The organism is Mesorhizobium sp. M0159 (genome assembly GCF_040322295.1).
Lineage (GTDB): Bacteria > Pseudomonadota > Alphaproteobacteria > Rhizobiales > Rhizobiaceae > Mesorhizobium.
Window position 1 is genome coordinate 231,680 of the sequence record NZ_JAMYTF010000005.1, and the last position, 26,993, is coordinate 258,672.

At 63.2% G+C, this 26,993-nt stretch carries 22 protein-coding genes; 13 read left to right on the top strand and 9 right to left on the bottom strand.

The annotated features are described in order from the left end of the window. The first annotated feature begins 260 nt into the window (after window positions 1-260). The 4 genes from NKJ32_RS07810 (at window position 261) to NKJ32_RS07825 (ending at window position 2,544) form a co-directional block, all read left to right on the top strand. Entirely contained in the window at window positions 261-395 is a 135-nt protein-coding gene (locus NKJ32_RS07810) for a hypothetical protein (protein ID WP_013894968.1), read from the top strand. 350 nt (window positions 396-745) lie between these two features. Further along, window positions 746-1,684, top strand: a complete 939-nt coding sequence (locus tag NKJ32_RS07815; RefSeq protein ID WP_348625928.1) for a GlxA family transcriptional regulator — start codon at window positions 746-748, stop codon at window positions 1,682-1,684. Window positions 1,685-1,765: 81 nt separating this feature from the next. After that, window positions 1,766-2,056: a type II toxin-antitoxin system TacA family antitoxin gene (locus NKJ32_RS07820; RefSeq protein WP_352477597.1), complete on the top strand. Its 291-nt coding sequence runs from the start codon at window positions 1,766-1,768 to the stop codon at window positions 2,054-2,056. Next, on the top strand, window positions 2,053-2,544 hold the full coding sequence (locus tag NKJ32_RS07825; RefSeq protein WP_352568952.1) for a GNAT family N-acetyltransferase: 492 nt from the start codon (window positions 2,053-2,055) through the stop codon (window positions 2,542-2,544). The genes NKJ32_RS07820 and NKJ32_RS07825 overlap by 4 nt, the downstream gene beginning before the upstream one ends. Window positions 2,545-2,570: 26 nt before the next feature. On the opposite strand, the gene NKJ32_RS07830 is transcribed toward NKJ32_RS07825, so the two are convergent. From NKJ32_RS07830 to NKJ32_RS07865, 8 genes are all read right to left on the bottom strand, one after another. Next, complete coding sequence (locus NKJ32_RS07830; RefSeq protein WP_352452112.1) at window positions 2,571-3,353, bottom strand: ABC transporter ATP-binding protein; 783 nt, start codon at window positions 3,351-3,353, stop codon at window positions 2,571-2,573. Beyond that, on the bottom strand, window positions 3,350-4,126 hold the full coding sequence (locus NKJ32_RS07835) for an ABC transporter permease (RefSeq protein ID WP_023676527.1): 777 nt from the start codon (window positions 4,124-4,126) through the stop codon (window positions 3,350-3,352). The genes NKJ32_RS07830 and NKJ32_RS07835 overlap by 4 nt, the downstream gene beginning before the upstream one ends. 71 nt (window positions 4,127-4,197) lie before the next feature. Next, window positions 4,198-5,148 (bottom strand): ABC transporter substrate-binding protein, encoded by a 951-nt coding sequence (locus NKJ32_RS07840; protein WP_352452114.1) that lies wholly within the window; start codon window positions 5,146-5,148, stop codon window positions 4,198-4,200. A 114-nt stretch (window positions 5,149-5,262) separates the two neighbouring features. Further along, on the bottom strand, window positions 5,263-6,111 hold the full coding sequence (locus NKJ32_RS07845; protein WP_352568954.1) for a DUF1194 domain-containing protein: 849 nt from the start codon (window positions 6,109-6,111) through the stop codon (window positions 5,263-5,265). A gap of 100 nt (window positions 6,112-6,211) precedes the next feature. Further along, entirely contained in the window at window positions 6,212-7,174 is a 963-nt protein-coding gene (locus NKJ32_RS07850; protein ID WP_352568955.1) for a site-2 protease family protein, read from the bottom strand. 7 nt (window positions 7,175-7,181) lie between these two features. Then, on the bottom strand, window positions 7,182-9,743 hold the full coding sequence (locus NKJ32_RS07855; RefSeq protein ID WP_352568956.1) for a GcvT family protein: 2,562 nt from the start codon (window positions 9,741-9,743) through the stop codon (window positions 7,182-7,184). A gap of 268 nt (window positions 9,744-10,011) precedes the next feature. After that, window positions 10,012-10,275 carry a hypothetical protein gene (locus NKJ32_RS07860; protein WP_023676533.1) on the bottom strand — a complete coding sequence of 88 codons (264 nt, stop codon included), beginning with the start codon at window positions 10,273-10,275 and terminating at the stop codon, window positions 10,012-10,014. A gap of 156 nt (window positions 10,276-10,431) precedes the next feature. Next, window positions 10,432-12,921 (bottom strand): mechanosensitive ion channel family protein, encoded by a 2,490-nt coding sequence (locus NKJ32_RS07865; RefSeq protein WP_352568957.1) that lies wholly within the window; start codon window positions 12,919-12,921, stop codon window positions 10,432-10,434. Window positions 12,922-13,171: 250 nt separating this feature from the next. On the opposite strand from NKJ32_RS07865, the gene NKJ32_RS07870 reads away from it, so the two are divergent. From NKJ32_RS07870 to NKJ32_RS07885, 4 genes are read left to right on the top strand one after another with little or no spacing between them, the layout of a single operon-like run. After that, window positions 13,172-14,431: a sarcosine oxidase subunit beta gene (locus NKJ32_RS07870; protein WP_352756714.1), complete on the top strand. Its 1,260-nt coding sequence runs from the start codon at window positions 13,172-13,174 to the stop codon at window positions 14,429-14,431. Window positions 14,432-14,442: 11 nt separating this feature from the next. Then, window positions 14,443-14,739, top strand: coding sequence for a sarcosine oxidase subunit delta (locus NKJ32_RS07875; protein ID WP_023676536.1), 297 nt, complete (start codon window positions 14,443-14,445; stop codon window positions 14,737-14,739). Next, complete coding sequence (locus NKJ32_RS07880) at window positions 14,736-17,732, top strand: sarcosine oxidase subunit alpha (protein WP_352568958.1); 2,997 nt, start codon at window positions 14,736-14,738, stop codon at window positions 17,730-17,732. The genes NKJ32_RS07875 and NKJ32_RS07880 overlap by 4 nt, the downstream gene beginning before the upstream one ends. Further along, window positions 17,725-18,312 (top strand): sarcosine oxidase subunit gamma, encoded by a 588-nt coding sequence (locus NKJ32_RS07885; RefSeq protein WP_023676538.1) that lies wholly within the window; start codon window positions 17,725-17,727, stop codon window positions 18,310-18,312. The genes NKJ32_RS07880 and NKJ32_RS07885 overlap by 8 nt, the downstream gene beginning before the upstream one ends. Before the next feature lie 19 nt (window positions 18,313-18,331). Here the strand turns inward: NKJ32_RS07885 and NKJ32_RS07890 are convergent, their stop codons facing one another. Beyond that, the gene (locus NKJ32_RS07890; RefSeq protein WP_023676539.1) at window positions 18,332-19,030 is read right to left on the bottom strand and encodes a nitroreductase; all 699 of its coding nucleotides are present in this window, start codon (window positions 19,028-19,030) and stop codon (window positions 18,332-18,334) included. A 269-nt stretch (window positions 19,031-19,299) separates the two neighbouring features. Here NKJ32_RS07890 and NKJ32_RS07895 point away from each other — a divergent pair, with 269 nt between their 5' ends. The 5 genes from NKJ32_RS07895 to NKJ32_RS07915 all read left to right on the top strand — a co-directional run bounded on the left by NKJ32_RS07895 (window position 19,300) and on the right by NKJ32_RS07915 (window position 26,972). Then, window positions 19,300-19,893: a helix-turn-helix domain-containing protein gene (locus NKJ32_RS07895; protein WP_031211731.1), complete on the top strand. Its 594-nt coding sequence runs from the start codon at window positions 19,300-19,302 to the stop codon at window positions 19,891-19,893. Between the two features lie 77 nt (window positions 19,894-19,970). Next, the gene (locus tag NKJ32_RS07900) at window positions 19,971-22,424 is read left to right on the top strand and encodes a GcvT family protein (protein WP_352568960.1); all 2,454 of its coding nucleotides are present in this window, start codon (window positions 19,971-19,973) and stop codon (window positions 22,422-22,424) included. Next, window positions 22,421-23,320, top strand: a complete 900-nt coding sequence (locus NKJ32_RS07905; RefSeq protein ID WP_352827254.1) for a homocysteine S-methyltransferase family protein — start codon at window positions 22,421-22,423, stop codon at window positions 23,318-23,320. Before NKJ32_RS07900 ends, NKJ32_RS07905 begins: the two co-directional genes overlap by 4 nt. After that, entirely contained in the window at window positions 23,320-24,501 is a 1,182-nt protein-coding gene (locus NKJ32_RS07910; protein ID WP_352568962.1) for a pyridoxal phosphate-dependent aminotransferase, read from the top strand. The genes NKJ32_RS07905 and NKJ32_RS07910 overlap by 1 nt, the downstream gene beginning before the upstream one ends. Beyond that, entirely contained in the window at window positions 24,498-26,972 is a 2,475-nt protein-coding gene (locus tag NKJ32_RS07915) for a GcvT family protein (RefSeq protein ID WP_352827257.1), read from the top strand. Before NKJ32_RS07910 ends, NKJ32_RS07915 begins: the two co-directional genes overlap by 4 nt. Window positions 26,973-26,993 lie beyond the last annotated feature (21 nt).

Below are 26,993 nucleotides of genomic sequence, written 5' to 3' on the forward strand. Positions count from 1 at the left end.
TTCCCGAGCCATGTCGCCGTCGCATGCCGCATATGAGCAAGTCGCATAGCAGCCCGCACTGGCAATCAACACATTGTAAATAATCGAAAATCCGGGGCAGAATGCCCAAATTTGTCGCATTCCGTGTCGCTTTTCATATCAAGTGCTTCGCTTTTGCGATTTAGTTTCCCCTCACGTAAGCCTATATCATCATCAACAAACGAGCTGCCCCACTCCATCAAGCGAAGGCGACCCGTCTGAGCAACCGAATGGAGATGATCATGAAGCTTTTTGCCCGCCTCTTTGCCCGTCGCGAAATGAACCTGACGACCGCGCTCGAGCGCCAGCGCCTGGCCAACACCATGCCTGGCCAGACCGGTGCCATGGCTGCCGCGCGCCTCGGCTTCGTCGCCTGAGACGCGGCAATCCCGGCGGAAGCAGCCTAGCGCTGCTTCGAAGTCGATCCAGCGCCGCTTCGGTTTTGCCGAGGCGGCGTTTTCGTGTGCGCAGACTGCGTAGGCTCGTTTGCTCGATCCGGCGGCATGTCGCGTCCTTCGCCGCATAGCGATTGCCCATTTGCGACCCGTGTCGCAAATAAAGTCGCTCCGTTGCCATCTAGCCAATTGACAGGAAACGTCTTTCCTGATGTCGCTATGCTAATCGCGACATCCTGTTCGCGCCATTGCAGCGTGAGGATCTACCCGTGAACGTCGTAAAGCACCCGATCCGGCGATCGTTCGTATTCTTCCTGGTCCCCGATTTCACCATGATCGCCTTCGCGACGGCGCTCGATCCATTGCGTTCGGCCAACCGCATGCTCGGCTATGAAGCCTATCGCTGGCGGCTCGCCAGCATCGACGGCAAGCCGGTGCGCGCCTCGAACGGCGTCGAATGCGCCGTCAACACCTCGCTGGAGGAAGAGCGCAAGAAAATGTCCGGACCGGACCGGCCGAACATGGCCATCGTCTGCAGCGGCATCAATGTCGAGCGCTACCAGAACAAATCGGCCTTTGCCTGGTTGCGCGAGGAGTACAATCGCGGCGTTGCCGTCGGCGGCCTGTGCACCGGCGCGCATATCCTGGCCGCCGCAGGCCTGCTGTCCAACAAGCGCTGCGCCATCCATTGGGAGAACCTGCCGGGCTTTTCCGAGGCGTTCCCCAAGGCCAATGTCTTCGCCGACCTCTTCGAGATCGACCAGAACATCTACACCTGCGCCGGCGGCACCGCCGCGCTCGACATGATGCTGAAGCTGATCGGCGACGATTTCGACGAAAGCCTCGTCAACCGCGTCTGCGAGCAGGTGCTGACCGATCGCGTGCGCAGCCCGACCGACCGCCAGCGCCTGCCGCTGCGCGCCCGCCTTGGCGTGCAGAATTCCAAGGTTCTGACCATTATCGAGCTGATGGAAGCCAATCTCTCCGAGCCGCTCTCGCTGATCGAGGTCGCCGACCATGTCGACCTGTCGCGCCGGCAGATTGAGCGCCTGTTCCGCACCGAGATGGGGCGCTCCCCTGCCCGTTACTATCTGGAGATCCGCCTCGACCGCGCCCGGCACCTGCTGATCCAGTCGTCGTTGCCGGTGGTCGAAGTGGCGGTCGCCTGCGGCTTTGTTTCCGCCTCGCATTTCTCCAAATGCTATCGCGAGTTGTACGCCCGCTCGCCGCAACAGGAACGCGTCGACCGCAAGCAGCTTCTGGCGGCTTGATCCAGCACGTTTCGCGGGCGCGGCCGAAATTGTCATGACATTGTCTGGCGAAATGTGGTATCCCTCAATCGAGAGGTACCAATGACGACCAGAACCACCAGATCGGAAAAACTGGACTTGCGCCTTACCCCCCAGGCAAAGCGTACACTCGCAACCGCCGCCGCGACTGAACGCCGTTCGCTCAGCGATTTCGTGCTTGAAAGCGCGCTTGCACGAGCCGAAGAAACATTAGCCGACCGGCGCAGCTTCCATCTCGACGCCGAAAAATGGGTCGCGTTCATGGCAGCGCTCGACGCGCCAACGCGTGATCTCCCCCGCCTCAAGCGCCTATTGAACGAACCAAGCATCTTTTCCGGTCGCGATCCAGCGTGAGCGAATTCCAGATCGAGAAACTGGCCCGCAAGCATTTGGTGGACATGTTCGACTGCGGTGAAGAACCGCTCAATCGCTTTCTCGTACGCTATGCATTCCAAAACCAGCAAGCCAATGCTTCGCAGACCTACATTGGTCTCTCTGGCGAAGATGTGATCGGCTTTTATACCCTGGTCGTTGGTGAAGTTAAATATGAGGGTGCGCCCGAGCGATTGACGAAAGGTCTCGCACGCCATCCGGTGCCTGTAATGCTGCTGGCGCGTCTTGCGGTCAGTCTGGACTGGCAAGGCAAAGGCGTCGGCGGCGGACTGTTGCGCGATGCCGTCCTGCGCAGTTTGCAGGCGGCCGATATTGCAGGTATCCGCGCGGTCGTCGTCCACGCCAAGAACGACGGCGCCCGCACGTTTTACGAGCGCTACGGATTCGCGCAATCGCCGACGGACCCGCTGCATCTTTACGTGCTTATCAAGGACTTACGAAGTCTCTGAGCCGTTCAGGCGCCTTGCTGACCCGACTATATCTGCGCCGTGCGCATCGCCTCGACGCGGATATCTTCCGTCAGCCGCGCCTTCAGTGCCGAAAACTCCGGGCTGGTCTTCAGCGTGTAGTGGCGCGGATGCGGCAGGTCGACGGCAACGTCCGATTTGATGCGGCCCGGCCGTGCCGTCATCACGACCACGCGCGACGCCATGAAGATCGCCTCCTCGATGTCGTGGGTGACGAACAGCACCGTTTTTTGCCGGCGCTCCCAGATGCCGAGAAGCAGTTCCTGCATCAGCCCGCGGGTCTGGTTGTCGAGTGCGCCGAACGGCTCGTCGAGCAGCAGAATCTCCGGATCGTTGGCCAGTGCCCGGGCAATCGCGGTGCGCTGCTGCATGCCGCCGGAAAGCTGCTTCGGCCAATGGTTTTCAAAACCTCTCAGCCCGACGAGATCGACGTAAGAAGCGACGATTTCGCTGCGCTCGTGCTCGGCCATTCCACGTTCGCGCAGGCCGAAGGCGATGTTCTCGGCGACCGTCAGCCACGGAAACAGCGTATAGGACTGGAAAACCATGCCGCGGTCTGGACCGGGCCGGTCCACCACCCTGCCGTCGAGCAGAACACGTCCCCCACTCGGCGCTTCGAGGCCGGCGACGATCCTGAGCAGCGTCGACTTTCCACAGCCGGATGGCCCCAGGATGGTGATGAAGTCGTTGGCGGCGACCGCCAGATCGATCGGCATCAGCGCCTTGACCGGCTGCCCACCGCCGACACCGGCGAAGGTGCGCGAGACGCCTTCGATGAGCAGCTTGCTCACGCCAGGCTCCATGGAAACAGCCAACGGTTAAGCGCCTTGAAGGCGAAATCGGACAACAGCCCGATCAGGCCGATGACGATGATGCCGAAGATGATCTGCCCTGTCGCCAGCCGCGACTGGCTGTTGATGATCATGTAGCCGATGCCCGACGACGAGCCGATCAGCTCGGCGACGATGACATAGGTCCAGGCCCAGCCGAGCACCAGCCGCAGGGTCTCGGCAATCTCCGGCGCATTGGCCGGCATGATCACGCGCCGCACGATGCCGTTGTCGGACGAGCCAAGCGTGTAGGCCGCCTCGACCAGGTCGCGCCGTGTGCCGCCGACCTTGACCGCGATGATCAGGATGATCTGGAACACCGAGCCGACGAAGATCACCAGCAGTTTTTCGAGCTCGCCAACGCCCGCCCACAGGATGAGCAGCGGGATGAAGGCCGATGCCGGCAGATAGCGGGCGAAGGAGACGAACGGCTCCAGGAACGCCTCCACGGGCTTCCAGGCACCCATCACGATGCCGAGCGGCACGGCAACGATGGCCGCCATCAGGAACCCGCCGAAGACGCGCCAGATGGTGATAAGGATGTCGAGCCAGAAGCGGTCCTCGACCAGCAGCCGCCAACCGTCTCTCACCATCGACAGCGGATCGGCAAGGAAAATGCGATTGACGTGGCCGCCAAGCGTGATCCACGCCCAGAACGCCACGAACAGCACGAAGAACGAAATGCCGAGCACGGTTCGAATGCCCGGCGAGACCGGATGCAAGGGGCGCGGCATCTTCGACCGTCCTCTGATCTGAATGAAAAAGCGGCGGCGCACGCGCCGCCGCCGGGCGACAATCCTGCCGGTTAGTCGGCGACGGCGCTGGTGTCGGCCAATGTCGAGACGTCAGGCGCTTCCTTGATCAAACCCATCTGCAGCAGAAGCTCGCCGGCGGTCTTGGAAAAGTCCTGGAATTCCTTGGTGAAGAACTGCTTGTTTTCAGCCTTGTCGGCCCATTTCAGGTATTTGGCCGACTCTTCGAATTCCTTGGCCGACTGCTTCACGTCGGCACCCATCGTCTCATAGGATTTCGCCGGATCGCTCTTGATCAGGTCGAGTGCCTCGAAATAGCTGTCGGCAAGCGCCTTGCCCGCATCCGGATTGGCCTTAAGGAACTCCGGCGTGCAGCCGACCGTATCGAGCACCATCGGATAGTCGAGAGTGGTCACAAGGATATGGCCCTGGTCGGACTTTTCGCGCACCGCCGAGATGAACGGCTCATAGGTGACCGCCGCATCGTTCTGGCCGGCGAGAAACGCCTGCGCCGCCGCATCCGGCTCCAGGTTGACGACCGTCACGTCCTTGGTCGACATGCCGTTCTTGTTGAGCACCCAGGCCAGCATGAAATAGGGCGAGGTGCCCGGCGCCGAAGACGCGACCGACTTACCTTTGAGATCGGCGACGGTCTTGATGTCGTTGCGGGCGACGATGCCGTCGGCGCCGTAGGATTTGTCGAGCTGGAATATTTGCTTGGTTGTCACGCCATTGGCGTTCCAGACCAGCCAGGTCTCGACCGTGGTGGCGGCGCATTGCAGGTCGCCGCTGGCGATGGCGAGCGGCCGGCTGGCTTGCGGCACCTTCTTCAAGGTGACGTCGAGGCCGTGCTTTTCGAAGATGCCGGCCTGCTTGGCGAGCGTCAGTGGCGCAAAGCCGGTCCATCCACTGATGCCGATACTGACCGATGTGGCGGCCATCGCCGGCGCGGACAATCCGACGGCAAGCGTCAAGCTTGCGGCAAGAATTCCGATCCTGTTCATGTCGGTTCCCCTTTTATGTGTTCGGATGGGGAATTGTGTCACAGACGCCCGCAGGCTTGTCAATGAAGCAGATGCTGCACTGCGGTATGTCACCATCGACAGCAAACTCCGCCATCAGCGGCTGTTGTACATCCAGCTGCGGTCGCGCCACATTTTTTCGCCGACCAGGCAGTCGGTGACGGGGATGTCCTGTGCCAGCACCAATGGCGGATGCGCCGCCTGTTCCGCCGCTCGCTGCGGCGAGGCCGGACCGGCAAGCTCCAGCACCAGCTTGCGGCGGATGGCCTCCGGAAACTGCGTCCAGTCATTGACCGGGATCATGAAGGAGCCCGGCCCGCCGATGACGCAGTCGCTGTAGTAGCGGTCGAGATTGTTGACATCGTAAGCGCTGCTGAACCCGCCCCTGGTCATCAGCGGCAGGCCGTTGACGGTGATGCCTTGCTTGATCACGGCGTCGCGGGTGATATCGACAGGTGCGCCCTGGTTGTTGGGGCCGTCACCCGAAATGTCGATCACCCGCTTGACGCCCTGGAAGCCGCTTTCAGCAAAGAGATCGCTGGCGAATTCCAGCGCGCCGGAGATCGAGGTGCGCCTGGCACTGGCCGGCGGATGAGCGGAAAGCTGCGCTGCCAGCCGCTCGGCGTCGGCACGATTGGCGATCACCGTCCACGGCACGACGACCTGCTGCCAGGTCGCGCCAGCCCATTCGACATAGGTGACGGCAATCTTGCCATGAGCGCCTTCGCCGATTGCCTGCAGGACATCGTCATGCGTCAGCGCCGCCGCATAGCCATGACGCTGGATTTCGAGCTCGTCCGGCGACATGGACAGCGAAACGTCGACTGCCAGCACCAGTTCGACGTCGACCGGCTCGGCGGCGCGGGAGTTTGCAGTCAGCCATAGCACCGACGCCAGCGCGGCGGCACCCGAGACGAGATGTCTTGCACGGGCAAAACCAGACATGCCGCACGGTAAGCGAAAATCGCCGATCGACAAAGAGAAAAGCCCGGTGGAGAGCCGGGCTCATTCGGTCACATTTTTGCGAACCGCCGGAAAACGAATTTCATTTGTGGATGCGGTGCCCGCCCCGTCCCCGCCACTCCACGGCCTTCTCGACATCCGTCTCGGAGGATGGGTCCGGCTTCGGTTTTCTAGCACCGACTCCGCGCGCTGCCCTCCAGTTCGGCTTGAATGACGGCGGAAGCCACAACAGAATACCTGCAACCGCGGCAGGCAAGATGATCGCAAAACGCAGAATTGAAAGTACGATGCCGCAGATGCCGACGATCTGCGCGGCCCGGCGGACGCCGAAGCGTCTCAGGAACAAATGTCTTGCAATCACGCCGCCATCCAGATCGTAGGCGGGCAGGATGTTGAGAATGATAAGTGACACGTTCAACAATGCGCCAATCCAAAGCGTCCATTCCAGAGGACCGGCCGACCTTGACGGCAGCCACCCGAATGGCCTTTCGGGCGCAACTGGGATGAGTTCTCCAAAAACCAGATAATAGGCCGCATCGAAAAACGCGGCGAGCGCGACGTTCGCCAGGGGACCCGCTATCGCAATCCGCGCCCAGGCAGGCGATGGCGCTGCGGCGCGTTTGAAACGCGTGAGCCCGCCGAAGAGATATAATTCTATCCTGTCGGTGGCGACGCCTTGTCGGCGTCCGATCCAGGCGTGTGCCAGTTCGTGCAGAAATATCGACGCAAACAGAAGCGCTGCAAAGATAGAGGTATGGATCAGTGCATCCTTGGGTCGGCTCGCCCACTCGTTCAGGAAGGGCAGCACAATGGGAATTGCGAAGGTCCAGCTGACGCGAACCGGGATATTCCGGTTCAGCTGAAACACAAGCGCATCGTTTTTTCTGTCCCAGCCGATCCGCCGCAAAGGCACCCCCCAATCGCAGCGCGACGGTAAGCGAGAATCATCGCTCCACAAAGCGAAAAGCCCGACGATGAATCGGGCTTCTGCATTCAGGTCCTGCTGGCACTGCTCGGCTTGCCTGTGTGGAGAATCGGCAGGCAAGCAACGCTTAGCTGCGCGGATTGAGGTTCTCCGGGTCGTAGAGCGGCCTGTAGCCGACGGCGGCCACTTCGACCGGGTACTTCTCGCCGAAATATTCGACGCTCAGCTTGCGGCCCTCCTGGCAATACGCCCAGGGCAGGTGGGCGAGCGCGATGTTCTTGCCGAGGGTCGGACCATAGGCCACCGAGGTCGTGAAGGAGCGGCGGCCGAGCTCGTCGACGAGCGTCTCACCGGTTTGCGGGTCCATCACCGGCATCGTGCCAACCGGATAGCGGGGAACACCATTCGAATCTGTATTGTCCGTCATGATAAGCGTGCAAAGCATGGCCGGCTGATGCACCCGGGCGCGATATTGCAGATGCTTTGCCTTGCCGCAGAAATCGGCCTCCTTGACTTTCGGACGGGCAAGGTCGGCTTCCAGCAGATTGTATTCGGTCAAGAGGTCCGCGTTTTGCAGGCGCAGGCTCTTCTCCATGCGGCGGCTGTTGGCATAGGTCTCGACGCCAAAGGCCATCACGCCGGTCGACCGCAGCGCGTCCCAGACAGCCAGGCCGTCCTCGTAGCGCATATGCAGTTCCCAGCCTTGCTCGCCGACATAGGAGATGCGGAAGGCGGTCACGTCCTTGCCGGCGATCCTGACGGGCTTGATCGCGGCAAAGGGAAAATTCTCAGGCGTCAGTCCGTCGGGGTTTTCCACGACCTTGCCCAATGTTGCCCGCGCGTTCGGACCCCAGATGCCGACGGTCACATATCTCTCGGTCACATCGGTGACGGTAACGTCGAAGCCTTTGTCCTCTGCCGTCCGGCGCATGTACTGGAAGTCGCGCGGCCCGGCATCAGCGCCGTCGATGACGCGGCAGCGGTCGGCCATGCGGATGACGGTCAGGTCGGCGCGCACCATGCCTTCCTCGTCGAGGAAATGGGTATAGATGCCCTTGCCGATATTGCCGTCACCGCCGATCTTTGCCGCGCACAGCCATTCCATCAGCGCGACATGGTCCGGGCCTTCCACGTCGTACATGGCGAAATGCGACAGGTTGACGATGCCGCAATCCTCGCTCATCGCGAGATGCTCGGCGTTCGAGACGCGCCAGAAGTGGCGGTTATCCCATTCGTTTTGGCGCACCGGCACCCGGTTGCCGTATTTCTCGAGCAGATGCTCGTTGGCGGCGTAGCCGTGGGCGCGCTCCCAGCCGCCGAGCTCCATGAAATAGCCGCCGAGTTCCTTTTCGCGCTCCCAGAAGGGCGAGCGGCGGACATTGCGGGCCTTGGAGAAGGGTTCGCGCGGATGGACAGCCGGGTTGTAGACCTTCATCGCCGTTTCGGTGCAGCGGTCCCAGATGAACTGCTCTTTCGTCTGGTGCGGATAGAAGCGCGAATAGTCGATGGCGTGGTGGTCGATCGCCGTGCGGCCGTCCGTCATCCAGTCGGCGATGAGCTTGCCCATGCCGGGGCCGTCCTTGACCCAGATCGCAACGGCATACCATAGGCCCCTGACCTTCTGGCTTTCGCCCATCGAGGGGCCGCCGTCCGCCGTCACCTGCAGCAGGCCGTTGAAGGAATGGCTCTCATTGTAGCCCAGCTCGCCCAGGATCGGCGTCAGTTCCATGGCGCGCTCGAGCGGCGCCAGGATTTGTTCCATGTCGAGATCGCGTTGCGACGGCGAAAGCCGCGCCTGGTTTTTCTCGAGAATATCGCGCGGATGGCAAAGGCGCGGATTGGTCTCTTCGTAATAACCCCATTCGATCTGCCCGCCTTCGGCGGTCTTGGGGTCGCCGGTATCGCGCATGTAAGCCGAGTTGCCCTGATCGCGCAGCAGCGGCCAGCCGATCTCCTTGCCGGTGCCGGCGAACTCAGTGTACGGCCCGAAGAAGGTAAGCGGATGGTCAATCGGCATGACCGGCAGGTCCTCGCCCGCCATTTCCGCGATCAGCCGTCCCCAGATGCCGGTGCAGACCACGACATAGTCGGCCTCGATGGTGCCGCGGTCGGTCACCACGCCCTTGATGCGGCCGTTCTCGATGACGAGCGACCTGGCCGACGTATTGGCAAACGCCCTGAGTTTGCCGGAAGCTTCCGCCTGGTCGACAAGCTTGCCGGCGACGGTCTGCGAGCGCGGGATGACGAGGCCGGCGTCGGGATCCCACAGGCCGCCCTGTACCATCTGTTCTTCGATCAGCGGGAATTTTTCCTTGATCTCGGCGGGATCGATCAGGCGGGCGCGTGTGCCGAAGGCCTTCGCCGAGGCGATCTTGCGCTTGATCTCCGCCATGCGAGCGTCGTCGCCGACGCGGGCGACCTCGAGGCCGCCGATGCGCGCGTAGTGACCCATCTTTTCGTAGAAATCGATGGAATAGAGCGTCGTCCAGCACGACAGGAAATCATGGCTGGTCGTGTAGCAGAAGTCGGAGGCATGCGCCGTCGAGCCGATATCCGTCGGGATGCCCGATTTGTCGATGCCGACAATATCGTCCCATCCGCGCTCGATCAGGTGATGGGCGACCGATGCGCCGACGATGCCGCCCAGCCCGACGATGACGACCTTCGCCTTTTCCGGAAACCCTGCCATTGCCCGCGACTCCAAGATGCTATTGCGAGCAGACTATAGGGCGGCGCGGCGCCGCGCTTGCAGCCTGTTTGCGACATCGCCAAAAAAGCCCGCGCCACCAGCCCGTCGAATGCAGTTAGACCTACGCCTTCGCCCTGCTCGGTACGAAGGCGCTGCTAGAGCCCGCCCTGCGCAGCTTCGAAGAAAAGTGCATACCTTCATCGCCGATTACCGGAAGCAAACAAAAGGCCGGGCGTTTGCCCGGCCTTCAAAAATCATGGCGTCGACTTTATTTGATGCGCGCGACGCCGCCCGAGATCTCAATCGTCTCCGAACCGGTCAGCGCCTCGAGGTCGCCATTCGGCAAGGTAACAAAACAGCCGCTCGGGCAAAATTCCACGGTTTCGCCAGCGGCCAGCGCCAGCTCGGTCTTGCCGCCGCCTTCCGTCACGATCAGCGTGCGGGTCTCGGCGTCCTTGTTGACCGCGCTGGCGGCATGGGCCGAACCGCCCACGGCCAGAAAAGCGATGGCGGCGACGAGAGACTTCCACATTTTGCAGTATCGGTGTTGCCACCGCCTCTGTTGCATTTCGCAAGGCATTCTCGCCGTTTGCAGGTGAGCTTATATGCAATGCAAGCTGAACGGCAACTGAATGCCGCATTCATGCCGCAATTGGTTTCCGAAGGCTTGAAGGCAAGCTCCAATCAGCTAGTCAGGATCGGGCTTCCGTACCTTGCGTCCCGACTTGGCGAGACGTTTCGCCTCGACCGCCGCTAGGGCTTTTGCTTGTTCCCGCTCGGCGAATTCGACTTCGATCTTGTCGTCGTCGATCGGCCACGCTTCGTGCTTCTTGGTCTCGACGACGGCGCGCGGCGTCGACGGAATTTCGATATGCTGGTCGGCGAACACATCGAAGATTGCAAAGCGGATGTCGTTCTGGACGATATTGCCACTAAGAACGTCTGCCAGGAACACGCGAATCTCGAATTCGAGCGCGGCCGGGCCGAAATTGGAAAACAGCACGAAGGGTTCGGGGTTTTTCAGCACCAGCGGATGACTGCGCGCGATCTCCAACAGGACGCCATGCACGTGCTTGATGTCGCTGCCATAGGCAACGCCGACCTTGATATCGATGCGGCCGAGCTTGTTGCGGTGTGTCCAGTTGCCGACCGCATTGTTGATCAGGTTTGAATTGGGCAGGATCACCGACTGCCGCTGGAACGTTTCGATCTCGGTGGCGCGCACGCTGATCTTCTTGACCGTGCCGCTGATGTCACCGGCAACGATCCAGTCGCCGACCTTGAACGGCCGCTCGGCCAAAAGGATCAGGCCCGAGACGAAGTTGGAGACGACATTCTGCAGGCCAAAGCCGATGCCGAGAGACAGGGCGCCGGCGACCAACGCGAGATTGGAGAGGTCGATACCGGCCGCCGAGATGCCGACCAGTGCCGCGACCGCGACGCCGGCATAGCCGACCGCCAGCCGGATCGAATTGCGCACACCGGTGTCGACCCGGCCGCGCGCCATCACCGAACCGTCGAGCCAGCCCTGGAACCAGCGCGTCAGGAAATAGCCGATGATGAAGACGACGACGCCAGTGAGGATGCCGGTGACCGAGATCGTCACCGAGCCTATGGTGAGGCCCGTCGCCAGCTTGTAGGCCCAGGCCTGGATGTCGCCGGGCTGGAAGCCCCACATCAACAGGATCAGCGGCAGGAACACCAGCACGATCATGATGTTTATGGCGGCGCTGACGACAAGCCCGAGCTGGTCGAGCGCGGTCTCTTCGTAGCTTGAATTGGCCGCTAGCCAGCGCCCGATCGAAGTGTTGGCGAAACCACCTTCCTCGCCGATCGCCCGCGCCGACAGGAAGCCGATATAGGCGGTGACCAGGATAGTGCCGGTAACCACGACCTGCACCGAGACGAAAATAGCAAGGCCGATAAAGCCGAGCAGCGCCGACGCTATGGTGAATAGCCCTAGCGCGACGGCGGTGTAGCGCAGCCATGCCGGCCACGGGCGCCAGCTCCCGTCGGCAGCCTTGAACGGCTTCAGCAGCCCCATCAGGATCAGGATGACGCCGACGCTGATGGTGGCGACAAAGCTTCTGGCGATGGTCAGCGATAGCGGCGAGCCCATCTTGTCGTTGACGACCGACAGGAAATAATTGATGCCGATGGCGACGGCCATGGCAGTCGTCAGCCGCACCAGCCAGCGCGCCGGGCCGGTTTCGACAGGGATCAGACGCCAGTTCGGCAACCGCGGTTCCAGCGCCGCATTGGTCAGCCGGTTGACGCAGAACACCACCGCGATAACGGCAACCAGCGAATTCAGGAAGATGCCGATGTCGCCGCGCAAGACATTGTAATAATTGAAGAAGAAGACCGTCGAGATAAGGAAGGCGCCAACCGCCAGCGACGGCAGCAATGTCGACCAGAACGCCACCGACAGGCGGCTGAGATAGGATGGATCCTCGACGGAAGGATCGGCTTCGAAGACGCGGCCGAACAGGCGCCGCCCGCCGACAAAAAGCACGGCGGCCAGCGCAAGCGCCATCAACGTCGCGGCAAGAATTGCCTGGAACTTGAACTTGAAGGCGAAGCTCAGCCAGGACGACACCGCTTTGTAGAAACTGGTAAATTCGTCATTGGCGTTGGAAATGACCTCCGGGCTCAATGCATCGGACAGCACGTAGCGCTTGGTGAGCTGATTGCGGAACAGCTCGCTGCGCATGTTGCCGATCTTCTCGATCAGCCCGCTGACACGGATCGACAGGTTCTGCGCGCTGGCAATGACGGCGTTAATCTCGGCTTTTTCGGAAGCCAGCGCCTGGCGTTCACCGGTCACGATGTCGGGCTCGGCCGGCTGGCCCGCGGCCGGCGGAGGTCCCAGCGTCTCGATCCGATCGTTGATATCGCCGAGACGCGAGCGGAACGCCAGCGCGCTGGTGAGCGCCGCCCGCGACAGATCCTCCAATTGCAGGCGGATTTCCACCAGGGTGGCATCGTCTTGGCCGTCCTGCTGTATCTTCTTCTCGAGATCGTCGGTTTTGGCCGTCAGGCTCTGGATGACCTTCTGCTGGTCTGTAACCAGCCCGGCGGCACCCTGCCCGAGCGCCTGCGCCATCGCGTCGAACGACGGCGGCGCCAAGACAACAAGCGCAACGATCAGGACCAGGCGGAGTAAACGAAAGAACATGATTTTTCTGGCGACTCGCGGACGGCAGCGGCAGTTTTGAAGCACGTCCTTGATAAAGACGCTCATATCACGGGGCAAGTCATGCCAGGCGGCTCGTTTTCGAAGTCCGCCAATCGAAGTCGGCCAATCCAATCGAAGTCGGCCAATCCAGTCGAAGTCGGGGAGTCGAAAAGCGATGGCGCAATCTTGGCTTTGCGTTGGCGGCCTGCTCTATAGTCTGCCGCAAAGCCTGAAATGGATGACAATAAGAATGGCGGAATATTCGGCCTTTTCGCTTCTCAAGAACGCGCTGACCGGAAACAAGGACTGGAGGCCGGCCTGGCGCAAGCCCGACCCGAAGGCGTCCTACGACGTGATCGTCATCGGCGGCGGCGGCCATGGCCTGTCGACCGCCTACTACCTAGCCAAGGAGCACGGCATCACCAATGTCGCGGTGCTGGAGAAGGGCTGGCTCGGTTCCGGCAATGTCGGCCGCAACACCACGGCGGTCCGTTCCAACTATCTCCTGCCGGCCAACACGCGCTTTTACGAGCATTCGATGAAGCTGTGGGAGAACCTGGCCCATGACCTCAACTACAACGTCATGTTCTCGCAGCGCGGCTGCCTGAACCTCGCCCACACACCTGCTCAGCTCGACGACTATGCCCGGCGCGGCAACGCCATGCGCCATCTCGGCGTTGACGCCGAACTGATGACCACGGCCGAAATCGCGCGCCTGGTGCCGGCGCTCGACGTCTCAGCCACCGCGCGTTTCCCGATCGTCGGCGGCCTGATGCAGCGGCGCGCCGGCACCGCCCGCCACGACGCCGTCGCCTGGGGCTATGCGCGCCGCGCAGATCGCCGCGGCGTCGACATCATCGAAAATTGCGAGGTCACCGGCTTCCTGCGCGACGGCGACCGCATCACCGGCGTCACGACAACGCGCGGCGAAATCCGCGCAAAAAAGGTAGCGGTCGCGGTTGCCGGCAGCACCGGGCGGGTCATGCGGCTTGCCGGCATCGAGACGATGCCGATCGAGAGCCACGTGCTGCAGGCCTTCGTCACGGAATCGCTAAAACCGTTCATCGATACGGTCCTGACCTTCGGCATGGGCCATTTCTACATGTCGCAATCGGACAAGGGCGGCCTTGTCTATGGCGGCGATCTCGACGGCTACAACAGCTACGCCCAACGCGGCAGCCTGCCGATCGTCGATGAGGTGATGAGCGAGATGCTGGCGCTGTTCCCTGGGCTGGCCCGTGTCCGCATGCTGCGCTCATGGGGCGGCGTCTGCGACATGTCGATGGACGGCTCGCCAATCATCACCACCGGTCCGCTGCCGGGCATGTATCTCAACTGCGGCTGGTGCTATGGCGGCTTCAAGGCGACGCCGGCTTCCGGCTGGTGCTTTGCCTGGACCATTGCCAAGGACGAGCCGCACGGTCTCAACTCGGCCTTCACGCTCGACCGCTTCTACCGTGGCCTGGTGATCGACGACAAGGGCCAGGGCGCCACGCCCCGGCTGCATTAGGTTAGAGATCCATGCTCATCACCTGCCCCTATTGCGGCCCGCGCGACGTGATCGAATTCACCTATCAGGGCGACGGCAATCGCCAGCGCCCACAGCCCGCCTCGCAGAACCTCGACGCCTGGAACGCCTATGTCTACGACCGGCTTAATCCAGCCGGCGACCACAATGAGATCTGGCAGCATTCCGGCGGCTGCCGCGCCCATCTCAGGGTCGTGCGCAACACGCTGACGCACGAGATCTCCAGCACCGCGTTCGCGCGCGGCGACCACAACTCGGTTGCGCGGCACCGGGCCGAGGACAAGCCATGAGCCCGCGCCGTACAGAGGCCGGGGGCCGCATCGACCGGCTGCGGACCATCCGTTTCACCTTCGACGACGCGCCTTATACCGGCCATGCCGGCGACACGCTGGCTTCGGCGCTGCTGGCCAACGGCATCACCCTGTTTGGGCGTTCGTTCAAATATCACCGCCCGCGCGGCGTGCTGACCGCCAGCGTCGAGGAACCGAACGCGCTGGTCACAGTGTTGAGGGGCGAGGTTCGCGAGCCGAACATCCCCGCCACAATGGTCGAGATTTATGACGGGCTGGCCGCGATCAGCCAGAACCGCTTCCCTTCGCTTGCCTGGGACGTCAGTGCCGTGAACCAGCTCGGCGGCAAGCTTTTGTCGGCCGGCTTCTACTACAAGACCTTCATGGGACCGGTGATCGGTCCGCTGAAGGGCACTCGCTTCTGGATGTTCTGTGAGCATTTCATCCGCCGTGCCGCCGGCCTGGGCAAGGCAGGCACGGCTCCCGATACGGCGCGCTACGAACGCATGAACGCGTTTTGCGATGTGCTGGTAGTCGGCTCCGGCCCGGCGGGGCTGATGGCCGCCAGGGCGGCTGCCGATCAGGGTGCACGCGTCATCCTGGCCGAGCTCGAGCCGCATTTCGGCGGCTCGGCCAATTGGTCGGGCGAGACGATCGATGGCATGCCGGCCGCCGACTGGGCAGCGCGCGCCGCTGGCCAGCTCGAAGGCCGTGACAATATCCGCCTGCTGCCGCGCACCACCGTCTGGGGCTATTATGACGGCAACACGCTTGCCGCGCTCGAACGTGTCACCGACCACAAGGAAACGCCCGGCAAGGGCGAATCGCGCCATCGCTACTGGACGATCCGCGCCAGGTCGGTGGTGCTGGCCACCGGATCCCTGGAGCGTCCGCTGGTCTTTCCAGGCAATGATCGGCCAGGCGTAATGCTGGCGCATGCTGCCGAGCGTTATGCCATTGAATATGGCGTGCTGCCCGGCGACAGGATCGGGCTGTTCACCAACAATGACAGCGCCTATCGCGCGGCCCTGGCGCTGAAGAAGGCCGGCGCCGTGGTCGTCGCCATCATCGACGTGCGCCCTGAGCTTTCGAGCGAAATGCGCAAGCTGGCCGGCGAGACCGAGGCCGAGATCCTTTCTGGCCACGCGGTGATCGCCACCGAGGGCGGCAAGGCGCTTTCCGGCTTCAAGGTGCAGCGCTTCGACATGGTCAACGGCGCGCTTTCCGGCGATGCGCGCAGCATCCACGCCGATTGCCTATTGATGTCGGGCGGCTGGTCGCCGACCATTCATCTGGCCAGCCAGGCCGGAGCCAAAGCGGAATGGAACGAAGCATTGCAAGCGTTCCTGCCGCCCAAGCCGACGACACAGCAATGGATCGGCGCCGGCGCCTTCACCGGCAGTTTCTCCACCGCCGAGGCGATCGCCGAAGGTCGCGCCGCCGGTCTTTCCGCTGCGGGCGCAACCGCCACGCCGGCGGCCTTGCCTGCCGTCGAAGCAGCACCTGGCGATCCCGATCCGGCGCCGGTGTTCGAGATCAAGGCCGAAGGAAAAAGCTTCGTCGACTTCCAGCATGACGTGACGGCGGATGACGTGCGGCTGGCGCATCGCGAAGGCTTCGTCTCGGTCGAGCATCTGAAGCGCTACACCACGCTCGGCATGGCAACCGACCAGGGCAAGAGCTCCAACATACCCGGCCTGGCCATAATGGCCGAGGCGCTGGGCAAGCCGATCCCGCAGGTCGGCACGACGCGCTTTCGCCCGCCCTTTTCGGCGGTGTCGATCGGCTCGCTAGCCGCCGAACGCTTCGGCGATCTGAAGCCCGAGCGGCTGACGCCGATGCATGACTGGCACGTCGCCAACGGCGCCACCATGTATTCCGCCGGCCTGTGGTATCGGCCGATGATCTACGGCCATCCCGGCGAGACGATCGAGCAGGCCTATGTCCGCGAAGCGAGAGGCACGCGCGAGAGCGCCGGCATCGTCGATGTCTCGACACTGGGCAAGATCGCGGTGCAAGGCCCCGACGCGGCGGAATTCCTCGACCGCCTATACACCAACATGTTTTCGACGCTGGCCGTCGGCAAGGCGCGCTACGGGCTGATGCTGCGCGAGGACGGTCTCGCCTTTGACGACGGCACCACGTGGCGCCTCGGCGAGCAGGATTTCCTGATGACCACCACCACCGCCAATGCCGGCAAGGTGATGCAGCATCTGGAATATTTCCTCGACGTGATCTGGCCGGCGCTGAAGGTCCACGTCACCTCGGTGACCGACCAATGGGCCGGTGCCGCCATCGGCGGGCCGAAGGCAAGGCAGATACTGGCTGCTTGCGTCAGCGGCACTGCCGTCGACAATGCCGCCCTGCCCTTCATGGGCATCGTCCACGGCGAAATCGCCGGCGTGCCGGTGATGATCTGCCGGCTGTCCTTCTCCGGCGAAATGGCCTTCGAGGTCTATTCCGGCGCCGGCTACGGCACCCATGTCTGGGAGGCGCTGATCGAAGCCGGCAAGCCGTTCGGGCTGGTGACCTACGGGCTGGAGGCGCTGGGCACCATGCGCATCGAGAAAGGCCACGTCACCGGTGCCGAGATCGACGGCCGTACCACGGCACGCGACCTGCATCTCGACTGGATGCTGTCGAAGAAGAAGCCGTTCATCGGTTCGGCGATGATGGACCGCGAGGGGCTGATCGCGCCCGACCGCCTGGAACTCGTCGGTATTGTTTCGCTCGACAACCAGCCGCTCAATGGCGGCGCACACATCGTCGAGGAGCTTGACGAAGCCAATCCGCACGGCTCGCTTGGCCACATCACCGCTTGCTGCTATTCGCCGGCGCTGGGTAAATATATCGCGCTTGCCCTGGTCAAGGGCGGCAAGGCGCGGCGCGGCACGCGCGCTTATGTCTCCGACCCGCTGCGCAACCGGTTCGGGCCGGTCGAGATCGTCTCCAACCATTTCTTCGATCCGGACGGGAGCCGCATGCATGGTTGAACGCCAATCGCCGCTTGAGCCGGTGCTGCATCCGGGCTCGCATGGCAATTTCGAGCATGGTGTCGAAATCATCCTCTCCGAAACCAGGCCGGGTTCGATCCTGCAGCTCGCCGCCTGGCCCGGCGAGGAGAAGAAGTTGATGGCCGGCATCCATGCGGTCACCGGCCTGGCTTTGCCCGACGGCGCCGGTGGCGGTGTGACGAACGGCGCCAGGTCGGTGTTCGGCTTTGCGCCGGGAAAGTTCACTGTGGTCGATGAAGCCGAGGGATTGGCGCCGGCCTTTGCCAGTGTCGTCACTTCGGCCATCGGTACGGTGACCGACCTTTCGCACGGCCGCACCGCGATCCGTATCGCCGGGCCGAAGGCCGAGTGGGTGCTGGCGAAATTCTTCGCCATCGACTTCGCGCTGCCGGCCTTCCCGATCGGCGCCGGCCGCTCGACCATGCATCACGACATCTTCGCGCAGATCCAGCGCACCGGCGCCGATCAGTTCGACATCTATGTGTTCCGCTCGTTTGCCCGCTCGTTCTGGAAAGCGCTCTGCCATGCGAGCGAGGAAGTCGGCTACGAAGTGCAGTAGAGCCGGACGGCGCTTCACGTCACTCCGCGAACGTCACCCACTCTTCCAGCGGCGCGCGGTCGGTGCGGAAGGCATTTTCGGGCTTGGACGTATCCTCATGGCCGAGCGCCATGCCGCAGACGATGATCTCCTCGTCGGGAATGTTGAGCACCGGCCTGATCTGCCGGTGATAGGGCGCGAAGGCGGCTTGCGGACAGGTGTGCAGGCTCCTGCCCCGCGCGGCGACCATGATGTTTTGCAGGAACATGCCGTAGTCGATCCACGACCCCTTGTTCAGCCGCCGGTCGACGGTGAAGATCATGCCGACCGGCGCGTCGAAGAAGACGAAGTTGCGGTCGTGCTGCGCACGCATCCTGTCGACCTCGCGCCGGCCGATGCCGAGCACGCCGTAGAGGCCGAAACCGTTGGCCCGCCGTCGCGTCAGATAGGGTTCGAAGAACTGGTCGGGATAGTAGCGATACTCGTCCCACTCGGCCTTTTCGGCGCGGATGCCCGAGCTGAGGATGGCGTCGGTGATGCGCTGCTTGACCTCGCCCTTGGTCACATAGACTTTCCAGGGTTGCATATTGGTGCCTGAGGGCGCGCGCGCGGCAACGGCGAGAATATCGCGGATGGTCTCGTCGTCGACCATATCGGGCAAGAAGGCGCGTACCGACCGCCGCGAGGTGATCGCGTCATCGACGATCGCCGCCGCAATCCGGGAGTTGTTTTCCAGCATGGGCCGTCCTTTTGCGTATGATCCCGAACCGATTTTCCGGAAGGATCATGCGCCGACTAGAAGTGATGGAGCATCCTTGCGCGTCTTTTTGAACGCCCGATAGCCTACCCGCCTCGACCGGACGCCCCACTCGCCGCTCGTGCGCCGAGCCTTTGCCCGAACCGTCAAAATGGCGCAAGTAAATCTTGTGGTTGCGTGAAAATCCTCTTGATTTTTTCATGAACCCGCCATCAAATGAAATTTGCTGAGAATTTTTCACCAAGACAGGGATGGCTTTGCCCTCAACCGCCGCCAGATCGGAACAGGACAGCGGCGAACGGCTGCTGGCCGGCGACATTCGCGCGTTGCGCAAGGCGCGCGGCTTGACGCTTGCTGAAATCGCACTGAAGCTCGGCCGTTCCGTCGGCTGGGTCAGCCAGGTCGAGCGCGGTCTGTCGGTCCCGTCGCTCGGCGATCTCAGGGCCTTCGCCGAATTGTTCGGCGTGCCGGTCAGCCTGTTCTTCAGCCATGACGTGCCTGTCGAGACCGAGCGCGGCGTGGTCGTGCGCGCCGGCAACCGGCGCACGCTTGGCACAAGCGATTCCGGCCTGGTGGAGGAGCTTCTGTCGCCCGATCTCGGCGGTAGCTTCGAGATGCTGCGTTCGGTCTTCGCTCCGGGTGCCGAGATGAAGGCCGAGGCGCGCCGGCCGACCGAGGAAGCCGGCTACGTCGCTTCGGGCAGTTTCGACATCGAAATTGCTGGCATCTGGCACCGGCTTGGCGAAGGCGACTCCTTCCGCTTCGACGGCAAGCCGTTCCGATGGCGCAATCCTGGAGCCGAGCCGGCTGTCGTCATCTGGGTGGTTTCGCCGCCTGTCTATTGAACGAATGCATGTCGCCCAAAAGTGCGTGGCGGTTTTGGGACAACGACATGCATCAAAACAAATAGTCGGAGAAGAACATGGCCGGTTTGCCGACCACGGCACGCGTTGTGATCATCGGAGGTGGTGCCGTCGGCGCCTCCTCGCTCTACCATCTCGCCAAGGCGGGCTGGACCGACTGCGTGCTTCTGGAGAAGAACGAGCTGACCTCCGGCTCGACCTGGCATGCCGCCGGCAACGTGCCGACTTTCTCCTCGTCATGGTCGCTGATGAACATGCAGCGTTATTCGACCGAGCTCTATCGCCGGCTGGCCGACGAGGTCCGCTATCCCATGAACTACCACGTCACCGGCTCGCTCAGGCTGGCCCATAGCGCGGAGCGCATGCAGGAATTCCAGCGCGCCAAGGGCATGGGCCGCTACCAGGGCATGGATATCGACGTGGTCGGGCTCGACGAGATTAAGCGCCGTTACCCCTTCATCGAGACGCATGAGCTGAAAGGCGCGCTCTACGATCCGAATGATGGCGATATCGACCCCGCGCAGCTGACCCAGGCACTGGCCAAGGGCGCGCGCGACATGGGCGCGAAGATCATCCGCTTCTGTCCGGTCACCGGCGTGAGCCGAGACAATCACGAGTGGGTGGTCGAGACGGCGCAAGGCGAGATCCGCTGCGAGATCGTCGTCAACGCCGCCGGCTACCGCGCCGCCGAAGTCGGCAGGATGTTCGGCCGCGAGGTGCCGATGATGGTGATGAGCCATCAATATATCCTGTTCGAGGAAATCCCCGAACTGGCGGCGTGGTCGAAGGAACAGGGCAAGAAGCTGCCGCTGCTGCGCGACGTCGATACGTCCTATTATCTGCGCCAGGAAAAGAACGGCATGAATCTCGGCCCCTATGAGCGCAATTGCCGCGCCCACTGGGTCGGCCACAACGACCCGATGCCCGACGACTTTTCCTTCCAGCTGTTTCCCGACGATCTCGATCGGCTGGAACATTACCTGGCCGATGCTGTCGCCCGCGTGCCGATCCTCGGCACCGCCGGCCTTTCAAAGGTCATCAACGGGCCGATCCCCTATGCGCCGGACGGCAACCCTCTGATCGGGCCGATGCCCGGCGTGCCCAACGCCTTCGAGGCCTGCGTCTTCACCTTCGGCATCGCCCAGGGCGGCGGCGCCGGCAAGGTGCTGGCCGAGTGGGTGACCGAAGGCCAGACCGAATGGGACATGTGGTCCTGCGATCCACGCCGTTTCACCGCCTTTGCCTCGGCCCCGGATTATTGCGTCGCCAAGGGCATGGAGATCTACGGCAACGAATATGCCATCCAGTTCCCGCGCCATGCCTGGCCGGCCGGGCGCGACCGCAAGCTGTCGCCGCTCCACGACCGCATCAAGGCACTCGGCGCCCGGTTCGATGCTTATAATGGCTGGGAACGCGCCACCTGGTATACGAACGCAGGCGACGACATCTCCGAAGAATCCACGCTGACCTTCCGCCGCGACGGGCCGTGGCAGCATCGTGTGCGCGAGGAATGCCTCGCCGTCCGCGATGCCGCCGGCATTCTGGACCTGCCGGGGTTCTCCCGTTTCAATCTCGACGGTCCGGGTGCCGCCGAATGGCTGAGCCTCCAGGTGACCGGCCTGGTGCCGAAACCCGGCCGCATCGGCCTCGTCTATTTTGCCGACGACAAGGGCCGCATCGTCACCGAAATGTCGGTGGTCCGCCACGACGAGAACCTGATGACGCTGATCACCGCCGCTGTGGCTCAGTGGCATGATTTCGAATGGCTGAAGTCGCGCATCCCGAAGGACGCCACATTCAAGCTGATCGACAGGACGGAGGAATACTCCACCCAGATCCTCGCCGGCCCCAACTCGCGAAAAATCCTCGCCGAACTCTGCGCAGCCGACCTCACCCTGCCCTGGCTGACGCATCAGGAAACCAGTATCGCCGGACGTTGGGCAAAGCTGGTGCGCGTGTCCTTCGCCGGCGAGCTCGGCTGGGAAATCCACAGCAAGGTCGACGATACCGCAGCCATCTTCGACGCCGTCTGGGCGGCCGGGAAGAGGCATAGACTAAAACCGTTCGGCATGTACGCGCTGGATTCGCTGCGGCTCGAAAAAGGCTACCGTACCTGGAAGGGCGACCTGTCGACCGACTACTCGATCCTGCAGGGCGGGCTGGAGCGATTCGTCAGATGGGATAAGCCCGACTTCCGCGGCAAGACGGCGCTGCAAAACGAGAAGCAGCAGGGCATCAAGAAGCGCTTCGTCACGCTGGTTGTCGAAAACCCCGGCGACTGCGATGCGCCCACCATGTCGACGCTGTGGCATGACGGCCGGATCGTCGGCGAGACGACATCCGGCGGCTGGGGTCATCGCATCGACAGGTCGATCGCGCTCGGCATGCTGCGCGCCGACCTCACCGAGCCGGGAACCGCGGTCGAGATCGAGATCTTCGGCGAACGTTTTCGGGCGGTCGTGCAGAAGGATGAGCCGTTATGGGATCCAAAGAACGAGAGGCTCAGAGCATGAAGAAAGTGATCCTCACCGATGGCGGCATGGGCCAGGAGCTGGTCCGCCGTAGCAGTTCCGAGCCGACGCCGCTGTGGTCGGCCAGGGTGCTGATCGACGAACCGGATCTGGTGCGCGACCTGCATGCGGAATTCATCCGCGCCGGCGCCCGCGTCATCACCATCAACACCTATTCAGCCACGCCGGAGCGGCTGGCACGCGAAGGCGCGGAAGAGCTGTTCAAGCCGCTGCAGAAGCGCGGCATCGAACTGGCAAGGCAAGCCCGCGACCAGGCCGGCGACGCGGCGATCGCCGGCTGCCTGTCGCCGCTGTTCGGCAGCTATGCGCCGGCGCTGACGATATCCTTCCAGGATACGCTCGACATCTATCGCCGTATCGTTGCCGAGCAGGCGGACGGCGTCGATCTGTTTCTGTGCGAAACCATGGCGTCGGCCGAAGAGGCGCGCGCCGCCGTCACCGCGGCGTCGGAAAGCGGCAAGTCCGTTTGGGTGTCGTGGACGCTTGCCGACCACGGCACGCCGCGCCTGCGCAGCGGCGAAGCCATTGCGGCGGCGTCGGGCGCTCTTGCCGGCCTGCCCGTCGCGGCCCGGCTGATCAATTGCTGCCGGCCCGAAGCGATCGCTGCAGCGCTGCCCGAACTGATCGCTCTCGGCGGTCCGGTCGGCGCTTATGCCAACGGCTTCACCTCGATTGAGGCGCTCAAGCATGGCGGAACCGTGGAAATGCTGCACGCCCGCCACGACCTTGATCCGGATGCCTATGCCGGCCAGGCGGTCGGTTGGGTCGAGGCCGGCGCCGGCATCGTCGGCGGCTGCTGCGAAGTCGGACCGGCCCACATCGCCGCGCTGCGCGACCGGCTCGAACAGGCCGGTTATGAAATTTCGGGAGCAGCATAATGCCCAGGCCATCATCGCGCATTTCCGGCATCGTGCCTTCGGGCAAGGATGGCTGGGAGGTTCATTCCGCTGCCTGGGCGCGCAAGCAGGCCGGCGAGGACATCATCATGCTGTCGGTCGGCGACCACGATTTCGACACGCCGAGCGAGACGATCGAAGCCTGCGTGACGGCGGTTCGCGCCAGCAATCACCACTACACGCCGCTTGCCGGCGTTCCGCGCCTGCGCAAGGCGATGGCGGCGGCTTCGACGCTGTGCACCGGCGTTGCGACAAATCCCGACCAGGTCATCGCCACGCCGGGCGGGCAGGCCGCGCTTTACGCGGCCATTCAAGCGGTTCTCGACCAAGGCGACCATGCCATCGTCGTCGCGCCCTATTACGCCACCTATCCCAACACCTTCAGTGCGGCGGGCGCCGAGTTCAGCGTCGTCGAGACCCCCGCCGAGGACGGCTTTCAGCCGCGCGCCGCCGACATTCGCGCCGCCCTTCGGCCGAACACCCGCGCCATCCTGATCAACACGCCGAACAACCCCACGGGCGCCGTCTATTCGCGAGAGCGCCTGGAAGGTCTGGCGCAGATCTGCCGCGAGCATGACCTATGGCTGCTGTCGGACGAGGTCTACTGGACGCTGGGCGGCGGCGAGCACGTCTCACCACGCTCGCTGCCCGGCATGGCGGAACGCACGCTGGTCATCAATTCGATGTCGAAGAGCCACGGCATGACCGGCTGGCGCATGGGCTGGCTGACCGGGCCGGAATCAATGGTCTCGCTGTTGACCGACCTCAATCTGGTGATGACCTACGGCCTGCCGGCCTTCATCAGCCTCGCCTGCGCCGAGGCGCTCGAAAATGGGTACGGCGTCAAGGAGATCGCCGAGCGCTACGCCGCGAGGCGCACCGTCGTCCTCGATGCCATGCGCGGTATGAACAACATCACCGTGCGCGGCTCCGAAGGCGGCATGTACGTCATGCTCGACATATCGGCGATCGAGCCGGACGACGAGAAATTCGCCTGGGCTTTCCTCGACCAGGAGAAGGTCGGCGTCATGCCCGGCTCGAGCTTCGGCGAGGCTGCAGCCGGCCACATCCGCTTCAGCCTCTGCCAGCCTGAGCCGGTGCTGATGGAGGCCGCCACACGCCTGCGCCGCTTCGCCTCCTTCTATCGCCGTGAGGCCGCATGAGCGCCTCGCCCACCAAAACCATTCCGACCAAGGCCATTCCTCCCAAAGCGAGGGCGGTCATCATCGGTGGCGGCGTCTCCGGTTGCTCGGCCGCCTATCATCTGGCCAAGCTCGGCTGGACCGATATCGTGCTGCTCGAGCGCAAGCAGCTGACCTCGGGCACGACATGGCACGCCGCCGGCCTGATCGGCCAATTGCGCGGCTCGCAGAACATGACGCGGCTGGCGAAATACTCGGCCGACCTCTACGTCAAGCTGGAGGCCGAGACCGATGTCGGCACCGGCATGCGCCAGGTCGGCTCGATCACGGTGGCGCTTACCGAGGAGCGCAAGCACGAGATCTATCGGCAGGCGTCTCTCGCCCGCGCCTTCGATGTCGACGTGCGCGAGATTTCGCCTGATGAAGTCAAACAGATGTATCCGCATCTCAATGTATCCGATGTGGTCGGCGCCGTGCACCTGCCGCTCGACGGCCAGTGCGATCCGGCCAATATCGCCATGGCGTTGGCCAAGGGCGCGCGCCAGCGCGGTGCAACGATCGTCGAGAACGTCAAGGTGACCAAGGTGCATACCAGGGCCGGCCGCGTCACCGGCGTTTCCTGGGCGCAGGGCGACGAGCAAGGCCTGATCGAGGCCGATATCGTCGTAAACTGCGCCGGCATGTGGGCACGCGAACTTGGCACCCAGAACGGCGTCACCATCCCGTTGCACGCCTGCGAACATTTCTATCTCGTCACCGAGCCGATCGCCGGGCTCTCCCGCCTGCCGGTGCTGCGCGTGCCGGACGAGTGCGCCTACTACAAGGAAGATGCCGGCAAGATGATGCTCGGCGCTTTCGAGCCGGTGGCCAAACCCTGGGGCATGAACGGCATAAGCGAGGATTTCTGCTTCGACCAGTTGCCGGAGGACATGGACCATTTCGAGCCGATCCTCGAAATGGGCGTCAACCGCATGCCGATGCTGGCCACCGCCGGCATTCACACCTTCTTCAACGGTCCCGAGAGTTTTACGCCCGACGACCGCTACTATCTCGGCGAGGCGCCGGAGCTTTCCGGCTACTGGATGGCGACCGGCTACAATTCGATCGGCATCGTCTCCTCCGGCGGCGCCGGCATGGCGCTGGCGCAATGGATCAATGACGGCGAGGCGCCTTTCGACCTCTGGGAGGTCGACATCCGCCGCGCCCAGCCGTTCCAGAAGAACCGCCGCTATCTCAAAGAGCGCGTCTCCGAAACGCTCGGCCTGCTCTATGCCGATCATTTTCCGTACCGGCAGATGGCAACCTCCCGAAACGTCCGCCGTTCGCCGCTGCACGAACATCTGAAGGCACGCGGCGCCGTGTTCGGCGAGGTCGCCGGTTGGGAGCGCGCCAACTGGTTCGCTAGGCCCGGCCAGGAGCGCGAATACCGCTATTCCTGGAAGCGGCAGAACTGGTTCGACAACCAGCGCGAGGAGCATCTGGCGGTCAGGAACGGCGTCGGCCTGTTCGACATGACCTCGTTCGGCAAGATCCGCGTCGAAGGCCGCGATGCCTGCGCCTTCCTGCAAAGGCTCTGCGCCAACGACGTGGACGTGACGCCGGGCAAGATCGTCTACACCCAGATGCTCAACCAGCGCGGCGGCATCGAGAGCGACCTCACCGTCTCGCGATTGTCCGAAACCGCCTTCTTCCTCGTCGTGCCCGGCGCCACGCTGCAACGCGACCTGGCCTGGCTGAGAAAGCATCTTGCCGACGAGTTCGTCGTCATCACCGATGTGACCGCTGCCGAAGCGGTGCTTTGCCTGATGGGCCCGGATTCGAGGAAGCTGATCCAAAAGGTCAGCCCCAACGATTTCTCCAACGAGAACAACCCGTTCGGCACGTTTCAGGAGATCGAAATCGGCATGGGCCTGGCCCGCGCCCACCGCGTCACCTATGTCGGCGAGCTCGGCTGGGAGCTTTATGTCTCGACCGACCAGGCCGCCCACGTCTTCGAGGCGATAGAAGAAGCCGGCGCCGACGTCGGCCTGAAGCTATGCGGCCTGCACACGCTGGATTCCTGCCGCATCGAAAAGGCCTTCAGGCATTTCGGCCACGACATCACCGACGAAGACAATGTGCTGGAGGCTGGCCTTGGCTTCGCAGTGAAGACTGCCAAAGGAGACTTCCTCGGTCGCGAAGCGGTGCTGAAGAAGAAAGAAACCGGCCTGTCACGCCGGCTGGTGCAGTTCCGTCTGAAAGACACGCAACCCCTGCTCTTCCATAACGAGGCGATCCTGCGCGACGGCACGATCGTCGGCCCGATCACCTCGGGCAATTACGGTCATCATCTCGGCGGCGCAATCGGGCTTGGTTACGTGCCTTGCAAGGGCGAGAGCGAGGCGGATGTGCTGTCGTCGTCCTACGAGATCGAGATCGCCGGCGAGCGCTTTGCCGCCGAGGCGTCGCTTAAGCCGATGTACGATCCGAAGGCGGAACGGGTGCGGATGTAACTCTTTTCCTTCTCCCCTTGT